This window comes from Marixanthomonas sp. SCSIO 43207 (assembly GCF_019904255.1).
Lineage (GTDB): Bacteria > Bacteroidota > Bacteroidia > Flavobacteriales > Flavobacteriaceae > Marixanthomonas.
In genome coordinates, this window is sequence record NZ_CP063203.1 from 840,580 (window position 1) to 858,894 (window position 18,315).

Below are 18,315 nucleotides of genomic sequence, written 5' to 3' on the forward strand. Positions count from 1 at the left end.
CCTTAATTTAATGTAAACTCTCTTTTAATTCTATTTAATTTGTTTGCAATACTTGCATTATATTGAAGATCTCCTACGCGCAGTATGAAGCCTCCAATAATAGCGGTATCTACAATGTTTTTTATAGTTACCGAAGTGCTTCCAGTTAACTCTTTAACTTTTGCTAATACCGTGTTTTCTAATTCAGAAGTAAGTGGTACTGCTGTGGTTACTTCTGCTATTTTTACACCTTGAGCGTTGTTGTATAAGCTAATATAGCTTTCAGCTACATCTCCTAATAGTGCCAAGCGTTGATTGGCTACCAATAAGTGTATAAGATTTTTAGTAAGGTCTGATTGATTACTAAAAATTTTAAGCAATGCCTCTTTTTTATCTTCAACTTTTATAACCGGACTTTGCAACATGCTTTGAAGCTCTTCACTGCTTTCTAAAGTAGCATGTACAGATTGCATATCGCCAAACATTACATTTTCTGTATTGTTTTCTCCAGCTTTTTGTAAAACTGCTTTCGCATATCGTATAGCTGCTCTTTTGCTCATAGTTTTGCCCTAGTGTTAACGGGTTTGTTTAATTTTTTCTACTAGTTCAATTTTGCATCAGCCAACATTGTGTCAACCAATTCTAATTGTTTTTTGTCTGTAGATAATTCTTGCTTAACTACTTTTTCAGCAATTTGTACTGAAAGTTCAGCTACGTGGCTTTTTAATTCGGCCATTGCTGCTTTCTTTTCGCTTTCAATTGCAGTTTGAGCTTGTGTGATCATTTTACTTGCTTCTGCTTGCGCTTCTTCTTTAGCGTCTGAAATCATTTTTGCTTTGATTTCACGTGCTTCTTTCATCATTGAGTCACGCTCATTGCGAGCTTCTTGCAATAACTTTTCGTTATCTGCTTGAAGGTTTTCCATTTCCTTACGAGCATTTTCTGCTGAAGCTAAAGCGTCTTTAATACCTTGCTCACGGTCATTAACTGCGTTTAATATGGGTTTCCAAGCAAATTTTCTAAGTAAAAGTACTAATCCTACAAAGATTAATATTTGCCAAAAAAACAGTCCAAATGAAAATTGTTCAATTAATTTTTCCATTATCTAAAATTTCAAAAAAATTATTTTAATTTTTAATAGTATACAGTAGCTGTAACCAACCGTTACAGCTACTGTAAATTTAATTTACGCTGCGAATAATGCAGCAAATCCAATACCTTCAATAAGCGCCGCTGCAATAAGCATCGCTGTTTGAATTTTACCAGAAGCTTCAGGCTGACGTGCAATCGCTTCCATAGCTTGACCACCGATTCTACCGATACCAAGACCAGCTCCGATTACGATTAAACCTGCTCCTACAATTGTTGGGATTTCCATAATATATATAATTAAAAATTAAACGTTCAAAAATTAGTGTGCTTCTTCATTTGCCATACCAAAGTATAGCGCCGATAACATTGTAAATATGTATGCTTGTAAAGCTGCTACTAACAACTCTAATATCGCTAAACCAAATGCCAACCCGAAAGAAAGTGAACTTCCTAACCAGTTTTTAAATATAAACATTAATGCAATGATACTCATTAATACTACGTGACCTGCAGTCATGTTTGCATATAGACGAATCATTAATGAAAAAGGCTTGATAAATACACCTAATAATTCAATAGGCGCTAGCACAATACGCATTAACTTAGGAACACCTGGCATCCAAAAGATGTGGCCCCAATAGTTTTTGTTTGCTGTAAATTGAGTGATTAAGAATGTAAGCAATGCTAATCCAAATGTAACAGCAATGTTTCCTGTAACATTTACCCCTAGTGGAGTCATTCCTAATAAATTTAAAAACCAAATAAAGAAGAAAATGGTTAACAAGAAACTCATATACTTTTTGTATTTCTTTTCTCCAATATTAGGTATAGCTATCTCGTCTCTTACAAATAAAACCAACGGCTCTAAAAATCTTCCTACTCCACTTGGCATTCCTTTATTTTTCTTATATGATTTTGCAAGCGCACGGAACAAGAAAAACATCAATACTGAAACCAACAACATAGTCACTACATTCTTGGTAATTGAAAAGTCTAATGGCTTCTCGTTTGTAGCGTGACCTTCTTCATCATAATTAATGTCTCCAGAAGCGTTTGTTTTGTATATTTTATTATGATACAACTTGTAATAGTTACCATCTACCTCAGCAACTGTATTACCGTGATTAAATTTTGAAGAAGAAAAAACTTTCAATCCTTCATCAAAAATAATTACCGGCAGTGGAAAACCATAATACTTACCTTCTTCTTCATCTGAGAAGAATGTAAAATCATACGAGTCTAACAAGTGATGGTTAATATACTCTTGTATCTCAGATTTTTTATCGCTGTCTTCTTGCTCGGTAAGTTCATGGGTTTGAAGGTTCTCTTCAACGTCTTGAGCATAGGTTGTAGTAAAACCTGCTAATAATACTACTACAAATAAAATCTTAACTATAAATGGCTTTTGCATAATACACAAATAGTGATGTCCTTAAAATCGGTGCAAAAATACAGTTATATATTTTATTGTGAAAAGAAATTTGAGTCTTTTTTTCAAGACACGTAAGTATCAATATACTTGATTATTAAGCTGTTTGGAGAGATAGCCCACTTCTAAAGCCAAACAGACCGCATAAGGAACAAAAAAAGTGACAAATTCAATGGTCTGCATATTGTCGTCTGCATTGTAAAAAGGATAGAATACTACAAAGAACACAATAAATTTTAAACCACTTCCGGCCATAAAAATAAAACCTGCTTGAGAAGATTTTTTATTAAGTGCTCGTTGCATTACAAACAAAATGATTCCTGCCAAAATAAAATTAACAATATATGACAACAATATTTTGTTTTCAAAAAGCGGAAGGTTTAAGTATGTTAAAACACCAAGATGAATAAAAAATACTGCTATTAATATTCCTGCAAGAATAGCTAAAAACTTAAAACTCTGGACCATTACTATTTATTAAGTCTGTTGGTTTGTTTTACTACCAAATATAAAGATAAGGCTACTCCCAAAAGAGTTCCGAGGATTAAGTATAGCTTTCCTCCTTCGTTATATTTTGAATCAAGCCATTGACCGCCTCGCACAAAAAGATAGATAATCACAGCCATTTCTATAGCTATGGCGCTAAGTGCAGCCCACCGTCTTAAATTATTGTTATTATTGCCCACAGCTATTTAAGTGGTTCTGTAGCTTTTTTGGCACGCTGTTGTCGATCATACGGACTTGGCTTAGGGTTGTTGGCTTCTTTTGCCAAAGGCGTATTGTCTTTTTTTGCTTCTTTTTGAGAGCCTTTCATTACACACGAAGCATTAAAAGTAGCTCCTGGCTCTACTGCAAGTTTACCTACAACAACTTCGCCTTCTATAACAGCAGTAGACTTTAATGACAATGTACCTGTTACATCTAGACTCCCTTCAAATTTACCTTCTATATCTGCATTTTCACATGTTAACGTACCATTAATTAAACCTGTTTTGCCTACAACTACTTTTGAAGGAGTATTGACGTTTCCATTAATTGTACCGTCTATTCTGAAAAAACCTTTAGATACTATATCACCTTGCAGTGTGGTTCCTTCGTTTATCCGGTTTTGAGCACCGCTGGGGTCATGTGCTGTTTTGTCTTTTTTTTCTGAAAACATACGTTTAGGTTTTAAAGGTTATTGCTTTCTATTTTATTGTTTCATTTGAATTAAGATATGCATCTAAATTTTTATGAATTTGAATAATCTTATAGTTTGGTGTAGCTATTTCAAAAGAAGGCTTTTTAATTTTATAGTTTTTATTCTCTTTTAAAACTTGAGTAAAGTTTTTACCGCCGTTCTTTGTGTTGAGACCATGAATTACCACTAGCTTGGTGTCTGTGGTGTAATAATCTAAAGAAACACTCATATTGGTATATCGATAATCTTCAATTGCTTTGCCTATCTTTTCTTTTAGTTTTTGAGCGTCTTCAGCTTCGGTACTGTCAAATGTATAAACTACTTTCCAACTTTTTGCTTCTTCATCGGGTACAAATTCGGTTGAATCTAGATTGGGCAATACTTTTGAGTACATTTGCTCAGCTTGTTTTCCTTCTTTAGAGTTAGGATAGTTTAACGAAACATAGTTTAATGCTTTTTTATACGCTTCAAATCCTTGTTGACGTCCTATTGCTGTAGCTTTAAGTAATTCAAACTTTGGTACTATTTCTGTGCCGGTGTATTGAGCAATATAATTGTCGCTTTGTTCAATTACGTAATCATATTTAGATGCTTCAAACTCTTCATACAATTGATTGTATTTAAATTCTGGGCTAGATTCATCATTTGCTAGAGCTGTATTTGGGTTTTTTAATATTTCAGCATAGCGTGAATCTGGGTGATTTGTTATGATGTTGTTTTTATATTTTGTTGCCAGTGATTCGTTTTCATTCAAAGTATAAATCTTATACAAATTATATTTTGACGGAAGCACTAATCGCTCTTCTGGATTGTAGGTTAACAATTTTTCTAGGCGGTCTGTTGCGAGGCCGTATTCTTTAAACTTCTCTTTATAAATTAACCCTAATTGATAATAGGCAAAATCTCTATCGCCAATTAAGCTGTCTATGACTTTTTGATCTGTAGGTATTTTTGAAATATAGGTTTGAGGATCAAATCGTTTGTTACCTGCTATAATTTCGGCAGGAGCGGTTTCTTCTTCTTCAATTAAAGATGATTTCTTTTCAGAACGTCTCCAGTTATCTTCTAGTTTACGGTTACCCCATATTTTCTGAAATTGTTGTTTACCAAATGCAACTGTTGTTGAGTTGTAAAAGTAAAAAGTTGCTCCGTTTTGGTTTGGCCCACCTGCTTTTGAGTTTTTGGTATAAAACTCATTGTTTGCAATTGCTTGTTCTTGCTTTGCATTTGCAATTGAGTCTGCTACGGCTTGTTCTTTAAGTTTTGTTGTGTAGTTGGTAAAATAAGCCAGCTGTTCTGCTTCGGTCATATTTGTAAAGCGTAAAATACTGTCATTTTTTATGGCAATGTCTTCATACTTGATAACATCATCAAGGTTTTCACGCTTTTTCTTTATACGACGGTATTTTTTTGTGTTTTCTTCAAGATTGGTAAGCGTACTGTCATAATACGCACCTGCTGTTTTATAATTGGTAGCGTCAAAATTAATAACAGCTAGTGTTTCATAATTAATTGATTGAAGGGTTTTATCTAGTGATTTTTCCTGAATAGACTTATTATAGTAGCTTACGGCCGTTTCAATACTGTCAATATTATAATAGTACTCACCTATCTGATTGTATATCTTATCTAGGTATGGACGGTTTTCTCTATCTTCAGCAAGCTCTTGTAAGAAAGTTAAAAAAGCTGTTTTGTCTTCGTTTTCATAATCAAAATTTCTGGCTTTGGCTATATGAGCATTAATCATGTAGACACGCGGTGATTTTCTGTTAAGCTCAATAACTTGATCAAAAGCCATGTTTGCACTATCTCGTTCTCCTACACGATTATATAATTGTCCTTTGATGTAGTTATAACGCCCTTTGAGTTCATTTTTCTTAACTTTTTCTGAAGCAACTTTCATATAAGGTAATGCTTCAGGGATTGAATCCATTTTAATGTATGCTTCGGCCATAATTGCTGCAACATCTGCTAGTTCTTCATCATCCATCTCAATTTGCTCGCGCTCAACGTCTTCTAGCAATTCTTGTAAGCTTTCTAATGCAATTTCTTCGTTATTTAATCGAATGTTGGCTTTTGCTTTCCATACGTTAGCATTGGTAATATTGTTACTAGTAGGGTAACGGTCTAGAATAAAGTTAAAAGCATCCATTGCAGGGATAAAACGCTCATCATAATAGCGGGCTTTCCCCAAAAGCATATAGGCCTCATCTATTTGAGGGTTGTGTTCTTTTTGGTTTACATAAACAGAGTGTTTTTGAATAGCTTTTGCTGCTTTTTCTTCTGCTCTGCTGAAGTTTGGGTTTTTTGATTCACCAGGTAACGTAGCATTTTCATTGAGATCAATGCGCTCTACAGGAAGTATTTCCCAAAAATTATCGCGAAAAGTAGTTGCTAGTTCTTCTTTGCCGTCTTCAAACGCCAAATTTCCATTGTAAAGCGTATTATATTCTGCAGTAACTGCGTGAAAATTACGGCTTAAAAAAGTATTCTTTTTACGTGAACACGCTGCTAATAAAATAACAGCCAAGAAAAATAAAGTAGTTTTATATATGCCTTTCAAAATTATGTCAATTTATTATGATACTGTAACTTAAAAGCATTGCTTTTAGTATATAAAAACAAGAAATAAGCTGTAAAAATAAGGTTCTTTTTGATTTATATAGGTTTATAACGTTAAAAATTGGTTGTAATTGGCTTATTTGTATTCTTTACAAAATTTTCCTTTGTAAGTTTGCCAAAAAATTGAAAATTATGAGTGGCTTTTATTCGCTACCCGTTTCTGATATTACTAAAGAAACACCCAATTCAGTATCAATAACATTTAGTATTCCTAATGAATTAAAAGATACATTTTCTTTTAAAGCAGGACAGTACATTACCATAAAACATAAGTTTAAAGACACCGAAATACGCCGTGCTTACTCTATTTGTTGCAGTCCAGATGACGACAAAATTAAAGTAGGTGTTAAACAAGTAGATGGCGGAGTGTTTTCGGTTTTTGCCAACTCAAAACTTAAAGTAGGTGACACCCTAGAAGTTCTTCCTCCTGAAGGAAAGTTTGTTTTTGACCCTACAAATGAAGAAAACGGAACTATCTCAAATAATTATGCTGCATTTGTGGCAGGAAGTGGAATTACACCTGTTCTTTCTATTGTAAAAACCGTTTTAAAAGAAGTACCAGATAGTACCTTTTTATTGGTTTATGGGAACAAATCACTTTCTGAAACCATGTTTCATTCTGAAATATTAGCGCTTCAAAAACAATATAAAGACCGTCTTTTTGTTGAGTTTGTTTACAGTAGAAAACTTGAGAATGATGCCCTTTTTGGCAGAATTGAACGCTCAACCGTTAATTTATTACTTAAAAATAAATTTAAAGACACTCGTTTTAATTCATTTTATCTATGTGGTCCTGAGCCAATGATTGATGCTGTTTCATCAACCTTGAAGGAAAATGGAATTAATGAAAAACAAATACTATTTGAGCTTTTTAGCACTTCAGAAAAAGGCCTTTTAACGCAATCACACGATGGCAATACTGCTATCACAATCACACTTGATGACGAGGTAGAAACGTTTTCAATGTCACAGAAAAAATCAATTTTAGATGCGGCATTAGATCACGATATGGATCCACCTTACTCTTGCCAAGGCGGTATTTGTAGTACCTGTATTGCTCGTATTACTGAAGGAAAAGCTGAAATGCGAAAAAATCAAATTTTAACAGATGATGAAATTGCAGATGGTTTAATTTTAACCTGTCAAGCACACCCTACCACTACTACCATTGCTGTAGACTATGATGATGTGTAACACTAAACTATCTTTAAAACTGTATTTATAATTTTATCTGGCGTAATGCTTTCTATGGCATGTTCATACCCTTCCGGAAATTTATTACCGTAGATTGAAGTAGGTATAAGAGGATATTGCTCTCTATTGGCTGTTATTTGATGTGCCATTGGCTGATTAAAAGGGACAAAACCCGCAAACGGATGGGTTACACCCCAAAGTGTAATAACAGGAATACCAAACATAGCTGCCAAATGACCATTGCCGCTATCCATAGCAAGCATTCCGTCTAGGTTTGATATTAAAGCCAATTCTTCCTCAAAGGTTAATTGTCCGGCTACATTTTCTACGTTTTTATAATTTGAAGCTATATTTTTGAGGGTTTCTTCTTCTTGCTTTCCGCCTCCAAAGAGAAATATTTTAAACGTGTCTGTTACGTTTAATTTAGAAATAACCTCTTCCATTGCTTGTAGTGGATACATCTTACTTTTAAAAGCTGCAAAAGGAGCAATTCCTAAAGCCTTTTTGGTGTGTTTACCAATCAAGCTGTATAATCTTCTATTAAGCGTCTGTCTTTCAGGAAATGTATGTTTTGATAAATCAATTGGGTATCCCAACTTTTCAAAAACTGAAGCGTAGCGTTGATGTGTTGTTTTTAATTGTACAAAGTTTTTATTTTCTGAAGCTGTAAGTTGTTTTTTTTCGGCTCTTCCTTTATCAATCGTTGCAACTTTATAGCCTTGTAACCGTAAATAATTTGAAATTATTTTTGACCGTATTACATTGTGCAAATCGGCTACAGCATCAATTTGATTTGCTTTTGCTTGGTTGGCTAACTTTAACAGACCAAAGTTTTTGTGTTTTCCATAAACCTCTGCTTCTATAAAATGAATAGAGGGAATTGTGTTGAAAAACGGTTTAAAATGTTTTTTTGAAACAACAGTAAGTTTTACTTCTGGATAGGTTTCAGTAAAAACACGTAAAACGGGAACGGTCATCGCCACATCGCCCATAGCCGAAAAACGAATTACCAGAATGTGTTTTGGTTTCTGCAAAGTGAAAAATATGTGCCGTGTTATTTTTCGCCCCTTAAAACAGGGTTTAACTCATCATCATTATACATTTTCATCTGTTTGTATACCTTCATATACTTATCTCCATTGGCTATATCTTCCAGTAATTGATTGATAGCAGAACTTAGGTCTACTCGTTGTTCTAGTAAAATATCGAGTTTTGCTTTACAAGCAATTTTATGTTTTTGAGAAGCATCTTCACGAGTGGCTTCTTCATTCATGTGATAGATTTTAAGAGCTAGAATGGATAACCTATCAATCCCCCAAGCTGGACTTTCAGTGTTTATGGTAGCATTATCCTTAACTTTTACGTCTTTAAATTTTTCAAGAAAATAGCTATCAATATATTCTACTGTATCGGTACGATCTTGATTTGAAGCATCAATCTTTCTCTTAAGCAATAGAGCACCTGCAGGATCGATGTTTGGGTCACGAATTATATCTTCATAGTGCCATTGTACCGTATCAATCCAGCATTTTCTGTATAATAAATGTTCTATTAACTCTGAGTTTTTATCATACGGGTTTTTAAACGGTTGATCTACTTGATCAATCACATGATAAGTTTCTATTACTTCTTGAAATATTTTGTTGGCTTTGTCGCTAAACATAATTTTATTTTTTTTCTAAAATGTGTAAATATTCAAAGGTTTCTGCGGCCTTATGGTTTCTGTTTTCGGTTTTATCTGCTTTAAAACGTTGGTATTTTTTTGTTTTCAAGGTATATTTCCCAAAACGTTTCATAACTTGTTTTACCTCCTCTTTGCTCATCAAACCTTCATTATTATAACTTAAAAAAACATAATTGAATTGTGCATTTTCAAGTAACTCGGTAAAAGATTCTACTACTTCACCTTTTTTACAATAATTGCTTTTAAAATAGGAGCGTAAGCCGGTTTTCCCTTTTGGTACAAAGGTATCATATTTTGCAATAGTATTGAGCAAATGATAATTAGCTCCATATTGCCGAGCATTGTACGGTGGATCTAAATATAAAATGTCACCTTTAATATTCTTTATCAATTGGTTGCTATCTTGCTGAAAAACTTGATGCGCATGTTTTGTTTTCTGAAAATCTGCCGGTTTAATAATCAACTTTTTTGCTGCAGAAGCTTTTATTTTTTTTAAAAAAGCTCCGTACACCGAAGCTGTATTTGCAACCTTATCAGCACTTTCCAACAAAGAAGCCAATAAAAAATAATATTGATCTTCACTAATTTCTGAAGCGTTTCGCCACGTTTCAATTTGTTGACGAGCAGCATCTATTTTTTGACCATTTTCTGATGTAAAGTAAAGTCTTCCGGCTTCTCCTCCTTGCGCATAGTTTTTGAAAATAAACCCTTTAAGTCCTTTTAAATCGTTGAGTTGAGACAAATATTCTTCTGAAATTATTTCAGTATGGTTACCAATGTAGTTTCTATTCAACACATAGCTGTAAAACTCTACATCATTGGCAATTACTTGTTTTACGTGTGGCTTAAACGTGCGGCCTACAATACCGGTACCAGCAAACAAATCACAAAAAATTTTTTCAGATAAATCTTGTCCGCAGACTGAAGTAACTGTGTCAAAAATAAAGGAAGAGAGTTTATGTTTGGAGCCTATGTAATTCATTGTATTACCCAAATAATATCGCTCAACGCTTGCGAATGATCTGCAAAAGTAAGTGAATGTAACTTGTTTGGGGAAAAATTGGAAACATATTTTTCTATTTCGGCCTTAAGCAAGGTAAGGTTTGCTTTTACTTTCCAATGACTTCCATTTGAGTCGTACACCACTATAAACAACCGGTTTTTTAAATGATGGCGTTGTTGTGAACTTTGATTGGCATACAACCACGTAATAAGTTCCTTTTCATTATGTTTTGCATAGTTTATCGTTTTCTTGAAATACTTCGGAAAAACCGTTGTTTTATGATCAAAAGGAATTTTGTGTATTGTAAAATCAATCAATCGATCTTTTTGATTTACTGCAGGAATCACATCATCTAAGTTTGTGAAAATTTGTTCTACACCAGTGGCGCTCCAAAAGTTGTACCAACGATTAATAGTGTAATTAAACAGCGCTCTTTTGTTAAGGTTGTGTTTTTGCACCACCAAAGCCATTTGTGGCATCAAAGCTTCCCAAGTAGGAGTTTTATAAATAAAGTTTGTGTAAAAATCCCATTCATCATTTTGTTTTCTTCCCCAAATATACGGGTAAGCCAATCGTTTACCGAGCTCTGTTTGTAATGCTTGAATGGCTATAGGTTGTTTCATATAAATAACAGTGCAATGGGAACAATTACAACCAACCACAACAACCCTTCTTTAAATCGAGCCTCTTGAATGTTTTCAATATAATTTGCTACAATTACTGAAAGAGGAGCTAGTACAAAAAATAATTCGGCTCCTGTTTTTATAGGACTGAAAAGAGCAATAAATCCGCAAACTACTAGTGTCACCAAAAGTAAAATAGCATTGGGTTTTTCTTTTTTTGAAAGAGAAGCGATTTTCAGTAACCGAAACGGTAACGACCAGATTAAAAATGTAGCCATAATTGCCGCCGGAATAATAATACTCATTGTATTATACGTTGAAAAATCAAAACTTATAGGTTTAATCCATTGCGTTAGCCAAGCAAAAGAATCATCTATTAAAAGATGAAAGCTGGTAGCTAGCATTAAAATAGCAACAAAACCTATAAAAGGAATGATAAAATAACGGTGGTTTGTATCTGGTTTTTGAATGATGGCAAAAAATAACAGTATAAAAAACAAAATGCTCCAAAAATAAAAAAGAGCTGCAACGGTAATCCATAAGGAGGCATCAAGAATTTTCTTTTCAATATTCTTTTCAGAAGAAAGGCTTACTAATCTTCTAAAAGCCATCAAAAGAAAAACATTTGCAAAAAGGATATTTCTATCCAAAAAAATTACCGGCAATGTGACTAAAAAACACGTAAATAGCAGGACTGTATATGTGTTTTTATAGGTAAGATTGTTTTTTCTTACTATAAAATCTAAAAGCATTATTGCATAAACAGACCATAAAATAAAAAAGAAATCTATCGCTAACTGTGAAAAGGTAAGCGCTTTTTCTACCAGCACCAAGGCACCAAAAACATAGCCCAAAAAGATTACCGCTCCAAAGATGACAAAATTTATAGGTTTAGATTTTCCGAAAAAGCTTGTAAGCATAGCGGGTATTTTCTATTTTTGCGATATAAATATACAGATATGGAATTGAAAGATTTGTTTTATGGTATTCAAGATTTATTTGAAGATTTCTTATTTATACCATATGACGCCCTCCGAAATTTAGAATTAGACAGCTGGTGGTTAGCAAATACAGTGAGTTGGTTATTTATTATTATCTGTTTTGTTGCATTCTTATATTGGATGAAACAACTTAAAATATTCAACGATAATAACGAAGAAGATCGTTCTTCAACCTCTCACTCTTATTTAGGCTAAAATATTTAGTCTAAATCAAAACCAATATCGGTTCTATAATACATCTTATCAAAAGATAGTTTTTCTATATTTTGGTAAGATTTTTTTAGTGCCTGTTTATAATTTTCATCAAGAGAAGTAATTGCAATTACTCTTCCGCCATTGGTAAGTAATTTACCATTTTCACTTTTGGTCCCTGCGTGAAAAACCAACGAATCTTCAATAGTTTCGGTTCCTTTAATTTCTTTTCCTTTTTCATAGGTTTCAGGATAACCACCAGAAACTACCATCACAGTTGTTGCTGCTCTAGAGTCAATTTTTAAATCTATTGAATCTAGTTTTTGTTGATGTGTTGCTTGTAGTAGCGCTACCAGATCGGTTTCTATTCTTGGCAGAACAACCTCTGTTTCTGGATCACCCATACGAACATTGTATTCTATAACATAAGGATTATTATTTACTTTTATTAACCCTATAAAAACAAATCCTTTATAATCAATATTTTCCTTTTGAAGCCCTTCTACTGTTGGTTTTACAATTCGGTCTTCTATTTTTTGCATGAAAGAATCATCTGCAAACGGAACTGGGGAAACAGCTCCCATACCTCCGGTATTGAGACCTTTATCACCTTCGCCAATTCGTTTATAATCTTTGGCAGTAGGAAGTATTTTATAATTTTTTCCATCTGTTAAAACAAATACGCTTAGTTCAATTCCGTCTAGAAATTCTTCAATAACAACTGTTTTGCTAGCTTCTCCAAACTTTCCACTCAACATAGTTTCTAGTTCGTTTTTTGCTTCATCCAAGTTTTCTAGAATTAAAACACCTTTACCAGCAGCCAAACCATCTGCTTTAAGCACGTAAGGAGGCTGTAGTGTTTCCAAAAATTTCTTTCCTGCGTCTAAGGATTCTTTGGTAAAGCTTTCATATGCAGCAGTAGGAATTTTGTACATAGCCATAAATTCTTTTGCGCGTTCTTTACTTCCTTCCAAAAGAGCACCTCGTTCTGAGGGCCCAATAAGCATAACATTTTTTAAAGCTTCGGAAGAAGAAAAATAATTTGCTATTCCCTTTACCAATGGGTCTTCAGGACCTACAACAACCATGGCTATTTTGTTTTCTAGAACTGTTTCTTCAATGGCTTTGAAATCGGTAACATTGATTGGCAAATTGGTCGCGATTGCTTCTGTTCCGGCATTTCCGGGAGCAACGTAAAGATTGTTACACATTTCGCTTTTTGCAATTTGGTGTGCAAAAGTATGTTCACGACCACCTGAACCAAGTATTAAAATATTCATGGGAAAGAAATTTTTATTCGACTTCAAAAATAATTGTTTGTAAATTGAACCCCTAACTTTTTAGCTTGAATTTATTTGAAAACATATTGCGGTTAAAAGGCTTTCCTATTAAAGAAGCCAAAGACCGCCTTTCTGAAATTCAAAACATTCCTAAAAACGACTATAAAACCTATGTTGAAGAAGCTCGCCAAAAGGTTTTTGAGTATCACCTTAGAGAAAACTCTTTTTATCAATCTTTTATAGGCAGTGAGACTTTAAACAAATGGGAAGACATTCCTGTTTTAACAAAGCGAGATTTACAAATCCCTTTACATAAGCGACTTTCAAAAGGTTTTTCAAAAAAAAATTGCTATACCAGCAAAACGTCTGGGTCTAGTGGTAATCCCCTTTTTTTTGCTAAAGACAATTTTTGCCATGCACTTACTTGGGCTATTATTTTTAATAGATTTGGATGGCACGGGATTGATATAAATACTTCGTATCAAGCGCGTTTTTATGGTATTCCGTTAGATTTTAAAGGATATCAAACCGAACGGTTAAAAGATCGTTTAAGCAACCGATATCGATTCCCTATTTTTGATCTTTCTGACCAAAAACTGGAAACATTTTTAACTGCTTTCAAGAGAAAAAAGTTTGACTACATTAATGGACATACAAGTTCTATTGTATTGTTTGCAAAATTTCTTCAGAAAAAGAACATCGTTTTAACCGCTGTTTGTCCTACATTAAAAACCTGTATTGTAACTAGCGAAATGTTATATGACAGTGATAAGGAGTTATTAGAAAAGCAAATTGGTGTGCCAATTGTAAATGAATACGGTGCCAGTGAGCTTGATTTGCTGGCTTTTACAAACACAAAAGATACACTTATATTAAATAGTGAGACACTTTATATTGAAATTTTAGACAACAACAATACCCCTGTAAAAAAGGGCGAGTTGGGTCGTATTGTTGTAACATCTCTTTATAACAAAGCGCATCCATTTATCCGATATGATGTGGGTGATTTAGGCATGCTTCATGAAGAATCTACAGCTAAAAATTCATCTTTAAAAAAGTTAATAGGTCGCTCAAATGATGTTGTATACTTAAAAAACGGTAAAACATTGCCCGGTCATACTTTTTATTATGTTACTAAAAGTATTGTTGAAGAAGATGGAAATGTGAAAGAGTTTAAAGTTGAACAAACAGCGCTGGATGCTTTTACTATTGTTTATAGCTCAAACACCGAACTTTTGGCAAAGGATTTACAAAAGATCGAACAATCTTTAGCAAAATATGTGGGAAGCGACTTAAAGATTCAGTTTAAGCGCAAAAATGTGTTGGACAGAAGCAAAAGTGGAAAACTTAAACAGTTTATTTCAAAGATTTAATTTTTTAAAAACCCTTAATAACTAACTTGGATAAAGTAATTTGTATTTTTGAATTGTTATAGAAATAACATACCATGAAAATCACCCTTGTAGCAGGAGCTCGCCCCAATTTTATGAAGATTGCTCCTATCATTCATGCCATAGAAAAAAACAACGCCATTCACTACAGGCTTGTGCATACAGGGCAACATTATGATACAAATTTAAGCGGCACTTTTTTCAAAGAACTTAACATTCCACAACCTCATAGCAACCTAAATGTTAAAAGCGGCTCTCAAGCCCAACAGACAGCTGCAATTATGATTGGTTTTGAAAAAGAATTAAACCAAAACCCTACAGACTTAGTTCTTGTTGTAGGTGATGTAACCTCAACCATGGCCTGTGCAATTGTTGCAAAAAAAGCGCATTGCAAAGTAGCCCATGTTGAAGCCGGTATACGCTCTGGCGATTTACACATGCCCGAAGAAATCAATAGAATGGTAACAGACAGTATTACCGATTATTTTTTTACAACTTCTGAAACTGCAACTACTCATTTGTTGAAATCTGGCGTTCCCAAAAATCAACTGTTTTTTGTTGGTAATGTGATGATTGATACTCTTTACAAAAATCTTCCTAACCTCAAAAAACCAGAATTTTGGGATCAATTACAACTTAAACAAAAGGAATATTTTGTATTAACACTTCATAGACCGTCAAATGTTGACACCTTGCAATCATTTTCTAGTTTGCTAAAAAAAATTGTTTCGAAATCTAAAGGTTTACCAATTATTTTTCCTGTGCATCCTCGTACACAAAAATTATTGAGTACTGCCAATTTAACTTTTGAAAACCTTCATTTTGTTTCGCCTCAAGGATATTTATCATTTATATATTTAATTAAACATTCAAAAGCAGTCCTTACAGATTCTGGTGGTATAACAGAAGAAGCTTCGGTATTAAACATTCCTTGCATAACATTTAGAGATTCTACAGAGCGTCCCGAAACTTGCTCTCTAGGAACCAACAAGTTGGTAGGTAAAAATTTTAACGATATTGATCTGGCTTTTGATAAGTTATATGAAAATAGATGGGCAGAATATCAAAACATTCCTAAATGGGATGGAAAAGCTGCAGAAAGAATTGTAGAAATTATCGCTAATTTATATGGCTGCTGAAGAAATTTTATTGGTCACAAACTATTTCCCTCCCGAAAAAGGAGCTGCCTCCAATAGACTCTACAGTTTGGCAAAAGGTATGGAAAAAGCAGGTTTTAAGGTTCAAGTGGTTTGCCCAATGCCCAACTATCCTACCGGTTCAATTTTTAAAAATTACAAAGGTTCGTTTTATAAAAATGAAAAAGATAACACTATAACCATACATCGCTTATGGTTATGGGCAAGTAATTCGTCTAATAAGTTTTTACGGCTGCTTTCTATGATCTCTTTTTCATTAAGTTTGACGCTTTTTTTCTTTCTGAAAAAAAAACCAACTAAAATTTTCATTCAATATTCGCCTGTATTTGTAGGTTTTACTGCTGTTTTTTGGAGTTGGATTTTTGGCAAAAAACGTATTTTAAATGTTTCAGATTTATGGCCTCTGGCCGGGCTAGAGATGGGTGTTCTCAAAAAAGGAGTTTATTATTCATTATTGGAAAAAATGGAGCGTTTCTGTTACCAAAAATCCAATTTGTTGATTGGTCAATCACAAGAAATAATAACGCACGCCGAAAAACACAGCGAAACACCCACTTTTTTATACCGAAATATACCAGATTTTTCACCTCCTGAACCTTCAGATGAGCAGCTAAAAAAAACCATAACACTTGTTTATGCAGGGTTATTGGGTGTTGCACAGGGTATTTTTACTATTTGCAATACCATTAATTTACCAGACCATATAACCTTTCATATTTTTGGAGCAGGCCCTGAAGCCGAAGCAATTTCAAAACTTGAAAAAAAGAATATTATCTATCACGGAGAGGTAGACAGACTAGATTTACATAGTAAAATGCTAACGTTTGACATTGCTTTTATACCACTTACCAATAGAATATATGGCTCTGTCCCTTCAAAAATATTTGAATATACCCGGTTAGGATTGCCTGTTCTTTATTTTGCGGGCGGAGAAGGAGGAAATCTAGTTGAAAAAAAACAATTAGGATGGAACATTCCCGCTTCAGATTTTAAGCAGTTACAAAGCTTTATTTCAAACTTAACAAAGGAACATCTTCTCGAATTTCCGAAGAAAAAGGTTCAAGAACGTAGCTTAAAGGCTTTTAACTTTGAAAAACAATTTGAAGCTTTTATCAAGCAAATTGAAAGTGTTTAATACGCTTTTTTATCACCTTTTATGGCGTTGTAGATTGTTTGGAAAACAATTTTAATATCCAAAAACAGTGACCAATTCTCTAGATAAAATATATCATACTTAACTCTATTAATAATATCATTTTCGGTCTCTACCTCACCTCTATAACCACTTACTTGTGCCAAGCCTGTTATACCTGGTTTTATAAAATGACGAACCATAAATTTGTCTATTCGCTCGGCATACATATGCGTGTGACTTACCATATGTGGTCTAGGTCCTACTACAGACATTTCGCCTTTTAATACGTTTATAAATTGAGGCATTTCATCTATACTGGTTTTACGAAGTATTCGTCCTATCCACGTAACACGTTTATCACCTTTTTTTATTTGATGAAGGTGCGCCATAGGGTTAGGACGCATGGATCTAAACTTATAACAGTAAAACTCTTTATAATCCAACCCGTTTCTTTTTTGTTTAAAAAACACAGGACCTTTTGAGCCAAGTTTTATGAAAATTGCCAAAATAGGAGTGAGCCAAGATAGTATCCCGACAATGACAATAATAGATAATACAATATCAAAACCTCTTTTTATAAATTGATTAAAGGGTTCATCAATTGGTATTTTACGCAACGATAGGATAGGTAACACCCCATAATAACTAAAGTCAAGTTTTTTACTGTAAATCTCCTTATTGTCTGGTAAAAACTTAAGCGTTTTAAGATTGTTGTCTACATAATCGATTAATTGAATAAGCTCCTTGTTGCTTAACTCTGCAACCGATGAATAGATTTCTTCAATATTGTTTTCTGAAATGTAATCAATACATTCTTCTATCGTGGTTTTATTGGGTTTTTTTAAGTTGAATGTTTTATAGAGTTTGTAGCCGTACTCTGGATTGTCTGAAAAGAATTTTCTCAACTGGTCTGTTTTTTTATTCAAACCAATAATCACAACTTTTCTGTGATTCCCTCCTGTTAATAACCGGTATTTTTTCAGTAAAAAGTAAATGGTAAATTTTACAACCGTAATACACAGCATAGAGAGGAGTACATAACTAAAAACGCTCCCTGGGTTTGTATTTTCTGAAGTGAATATTCCAAAATAGGTAAATACAATAAGGAAAAAAATGGTTGCTTGCTTTCCTATTAAGTTCATTATTTTGGCTACGTGGGTAAACCTGTAAATTTCATAAAAGTTGGCTTTTAATGAAAGTACAACCCACCCTAGAGTTACAAAAGCCACATAGTTTACCACCTCATACGTTTCAGCAAAAAAGTAGAAAGCCCATAGATGAATAATCAAAAGATCAATCACATAGGTTATGGGCCTTAAGAAACCCGAATATCTTCCACTTCTAAAAATCATG

At 33.7% G+C, this 18,315-nt stretch carries 20 protein-coding genes; 5 read left to right on the forward strand and 15 right to left on the reverse strand.

The window, feature by feature from the left end; all coding sequences use genetic code 11:
- Positions 1 to 2: 2 nt before the first annotated feature.
- The 8 genes from atpH to INR76_RS03845 form a co-directional block, all read right to left on the reverse strand.
- On the reverse strand, positions 3 to 539 hold the full coding sequence (gene atpH / locus INR76_RS03810) for an ATP synthase F1 subunit delta (protein ID WP_223109337.1): 537 nt from the start codon (positions 537 to 539) through the stop codon (positions 3 to 5).
- Positions 540 to 580: 41 nt separating this feature from the next.
- Entirely contained in the window at positions 581 to 1,081 is a 501-nt protein-coding gene (locus tag INR76_RS03815) for a F0F1 ATP synthase subunit B (RefSeq protein WP_223109338.1), read from the reverse strand.
- An 84-nt stretch (positions 1,082 to 1,165) separates the two neighbouring features.
- Positions 1,166 to 1,357: an ATP synthase F0 subunit C gene (gene atpE, locus INR76_RS03820; protein ID WP_117158138.1), complete on the reverse strand. Its 192-nt coding sequence runs from the start codon at positions 1,355 to 1,357 to the stop codon at positions 1,166 to 1,168.
- A 33-nt stretch (positions 1,358 to 1,390) separates the two neighbouring features.
- Positions 1,391 to 2,482, reverse strand: a complete 1,092-nt coding sequence (gene atpB / locus INR76_RS03825; RefSeq protein ID WP_223109339.1) for a F0F1 ATP synthase subunit A — start codon at positions 2,480 to 2,482, stop codon at positions 1,391 to 1,393.
- A gap of 99 nt (positions 2,483 to 2,581) precedes the next feature.
- Positions 2,582 to 2,968 carry a DUF6168 family protein gene (locus INR76_RS03830; protein WP_223109340.1) on the reverse strand — a complete coding sequence of 129 codons (387 nt, stop codon included), beginning with the start codon at positions 2,966 to 2,968 and terminating at the stop codon, positions 2,582 to 2,584.
- 2 nt (positions 2,969 to 2,970) lie between these two features.
- On the reverse strand, positions 2,971 to 3,186 hold the full coding sequence (locus tag INR76_RS03835) for an AtpZ/AtpI family protein (protein WP_255592776.1): 216 nt from the start codon (positions 3,184 to 3,186) through the stop codon (positions 2,971 to 2,973).
- A 2-nt stretch (positions 3,187 to 3,188) separates the two neighbouring features.
- A complete protein-coding gene (locus INR76_RS03840; protein WP_223109341.1) occupies positions 3,189 to 3,659 on the reverse strand; it encodes a polymer-forming cytoskeletal protein in 471 nt (156 codons plus the stop codon).
- A gap of 28 nt (positions 3,660 to 3,687) precedes the next feature.
- The gene (locus tag INR76_RS03845; RefSeq protein ID WP_223109342.1) at positions 3,688 to 6,243 is read right to left on the reverse strand and encodes a lipopolysaccharide assembly protein LapB; all 2,556 of its coding nucleotides are present in this window, start codon (positions 6,241 to 6,243) and stop codon (positions 3,688 to 3,690) included.
- A gap of 191 nt (positions 6,244 to 6,434) precedes the next feature.
- On the opposite strand from INR76_RS03845, the gene INR76_RS03850 reads away from it, so the two are divergent.
- A complete protein-coding gene (locus tag INR76_RS03850) occupies positions 6,435 to 7,496 on the forward strand; it encodes a ferredoxin--NADP reductase (protein ID WP_223109343.1) in 1,062 nt (353 codons plus the stop codon).
- A gap of 2 nt (positions 7,497 to 7,498) precedes the next feature.
- Here the strand turns inward: INR76_RS03850 and INR76_RS03855 are convergent, their stop codons facing one another.
- Genes INR76_RS03855 through INR76_RS03875 form a run of 5 tightly spaced genes read right to left on the reverse strand, consistent with a single transcriptional unit; the run spans position 7,499 to position 11,726 of the window.
- The gene (locus tag INR76_RS03855; RefSeq protein WP_255592777.1) at positions 7,499 to 8,530 is read right to left on the reverse strand and encodes a glycosyltransferase family 9 protein; all 1,032 of its coding nucleotides are present in this window, start codon (positions 8,528 to 8,530) and stop codon (positions 7,499 to 7,501) included.
- A 20-nt stretch (positions 8,531 to 8,550) separates the two neighbouring features.
- The gene (locus INR76_RS03860; RefSeq protein WP_223109344.1) at positions 8,551 to 9,159 is read right to left on the reverse strand and encodes a DUF4254 domain-containing protein; all 609 of its coding nucleotides are present in this window, start codon (positions 9,157 to 9,159) and stop codon (positions 8,551 to 8,553) included.
- A gap of 4 nt (positions 9,160 to 9,163) precedes the next feature.
- Positions 9,164 to 10,162, reverse strand: coding sequence for a DNA adenine methylase (locus INR76_RS03865; protein WP_223109345.1), 999 nt, complete (start codon positions 10,160 to 10,162; stop codon positions 9,164 to 9,166).
- Positions 10,159 to 10,806 carry a hypothetical protein gene (locus INR76_RS03870; RefSeq protein WP_223109346.1) on the reverse strand — a complete coding sequence of 216 codons (648 nt, stop codon included), beginning with the start codon at positions 10,804 to 10,806 and terminating at the stop codon, positions 10,159 to 10,161. The genes INR76_RS03865 and INR76_RS03870 overlap by 4 nt, the downstream gene beginning before the upstream one ends.
- Positions 10,803 to 11,726, reverse strand: a complete 924-nt coding sequence (locus tag INR76_RS03875; protein ID WP_223109347.1) for a DUF6427 family protein — start codon at positions 11,724 to 11,726, stop codon at positions 10,803 to 10,805. Before INR76_RS03875 ends, INR76_RS03870 begins: the two co-directional genes overlap by 4 nt.
- Before the next feature lie 45 nt (positions 11,727 to 11,771).
- Here INR76_RS03875 and INR76_RS03880 point away from each other — a divergent pair, with 45 nt between their 5' ends.
- Entirely contained in the window at positions 11,772 to 12,002 is a 231-nt protein-coding gene (locus INR76_RS03880) for a uracil phosphoribosyltransferase (protein ID WP_223109961.1), read from the forward strand.
- Positions 12,003 to 12,007: 5 nt separating this feature from the next.
- On the opposite strand, the gene purD is transcribed toward INR76_RS03880, so the two are convergent.
- Positions 12,008 to 13,279, reverse strand: coding sequence for a phosphoribosylamine--glycine ligase (gene purD, locus INR76_RS03885; RefSeq protein ID WP_223109348.1), 1,272 nt, complete (start codon positions 13,277 to 13,279; stop codon positions 12,008 to 12,010).
- 65 nt (positions 13,280 to 13,344) lie between these two features.
- On the opposite strand from purD, the gene INR76_RS03890 reads away from it, so the two are divergent.
- The 3 genes from INR76_RS03890 (at position 13,345) to INR76_RS03900 (ending at position 16,962) form a co-directional block, all read left to right on the forward strand.
- Complete coding sequence (locus INR76_RS03890) at positions 13,345 to 14,652, forward strand: phenylacetate--CoA ligase family protein (protein WP_223109349.1); 1,308 nt, start codon at positions 13,345 to 13,347, stop codon at positions 14,650 to 14,652.
- A gap of 74 nt (positions 14,653 to 14,726) precedes the next feature.
- Complete coding sequence (wecB, locus tag INR76_RS03895; RefSeq protein ID WP_223109350.1) at positions 14,727 to 15,809, forward strand: non-hydrolyzing UDP-N-acetylglucosamine 2-epimerase; 1,083 nt, start codon at positions 14,727 to 14,729, stop codon at positions 15,807 to 15,809.
- Complete coding sequence (locus INR76_RS03900; RefSeq protein WP_223109351.1) at positions 15,799 to 16,962, forward strand: glycosyltransferase family 4 protein; 1,164 nt, start codon at positions 15,799 to 15,801, stop codon at positions 16,960 to 16,962. Before wecB ends, INR76_RS03900 begins: the two co-directional genes overlap by 11 nt.
- Here INR76_RS03900 and INR76_RS03905 read toward each other — a convergent pair.
- Positions 16,959 to 18,314 carry an exopolysaccharide biosynthesis polyprenyl glycosylphosphotransferase gene (locus INR76_RS03905; RefSeq protein WP_223109352.1) on the reverse strand — a complete coding sequence of 452 codons (1,356 nt, stop codon included), beginning with the start codon at positions 18,312 to 18,314 and terminating at the stop codon, positions 16,959 to 16,961. The genes INR76_RS03900 and INR76_RS03905 overlap by 4 nt on opposite strands.
- Position 18,315 lies beyond the last annotated feature (1 nt).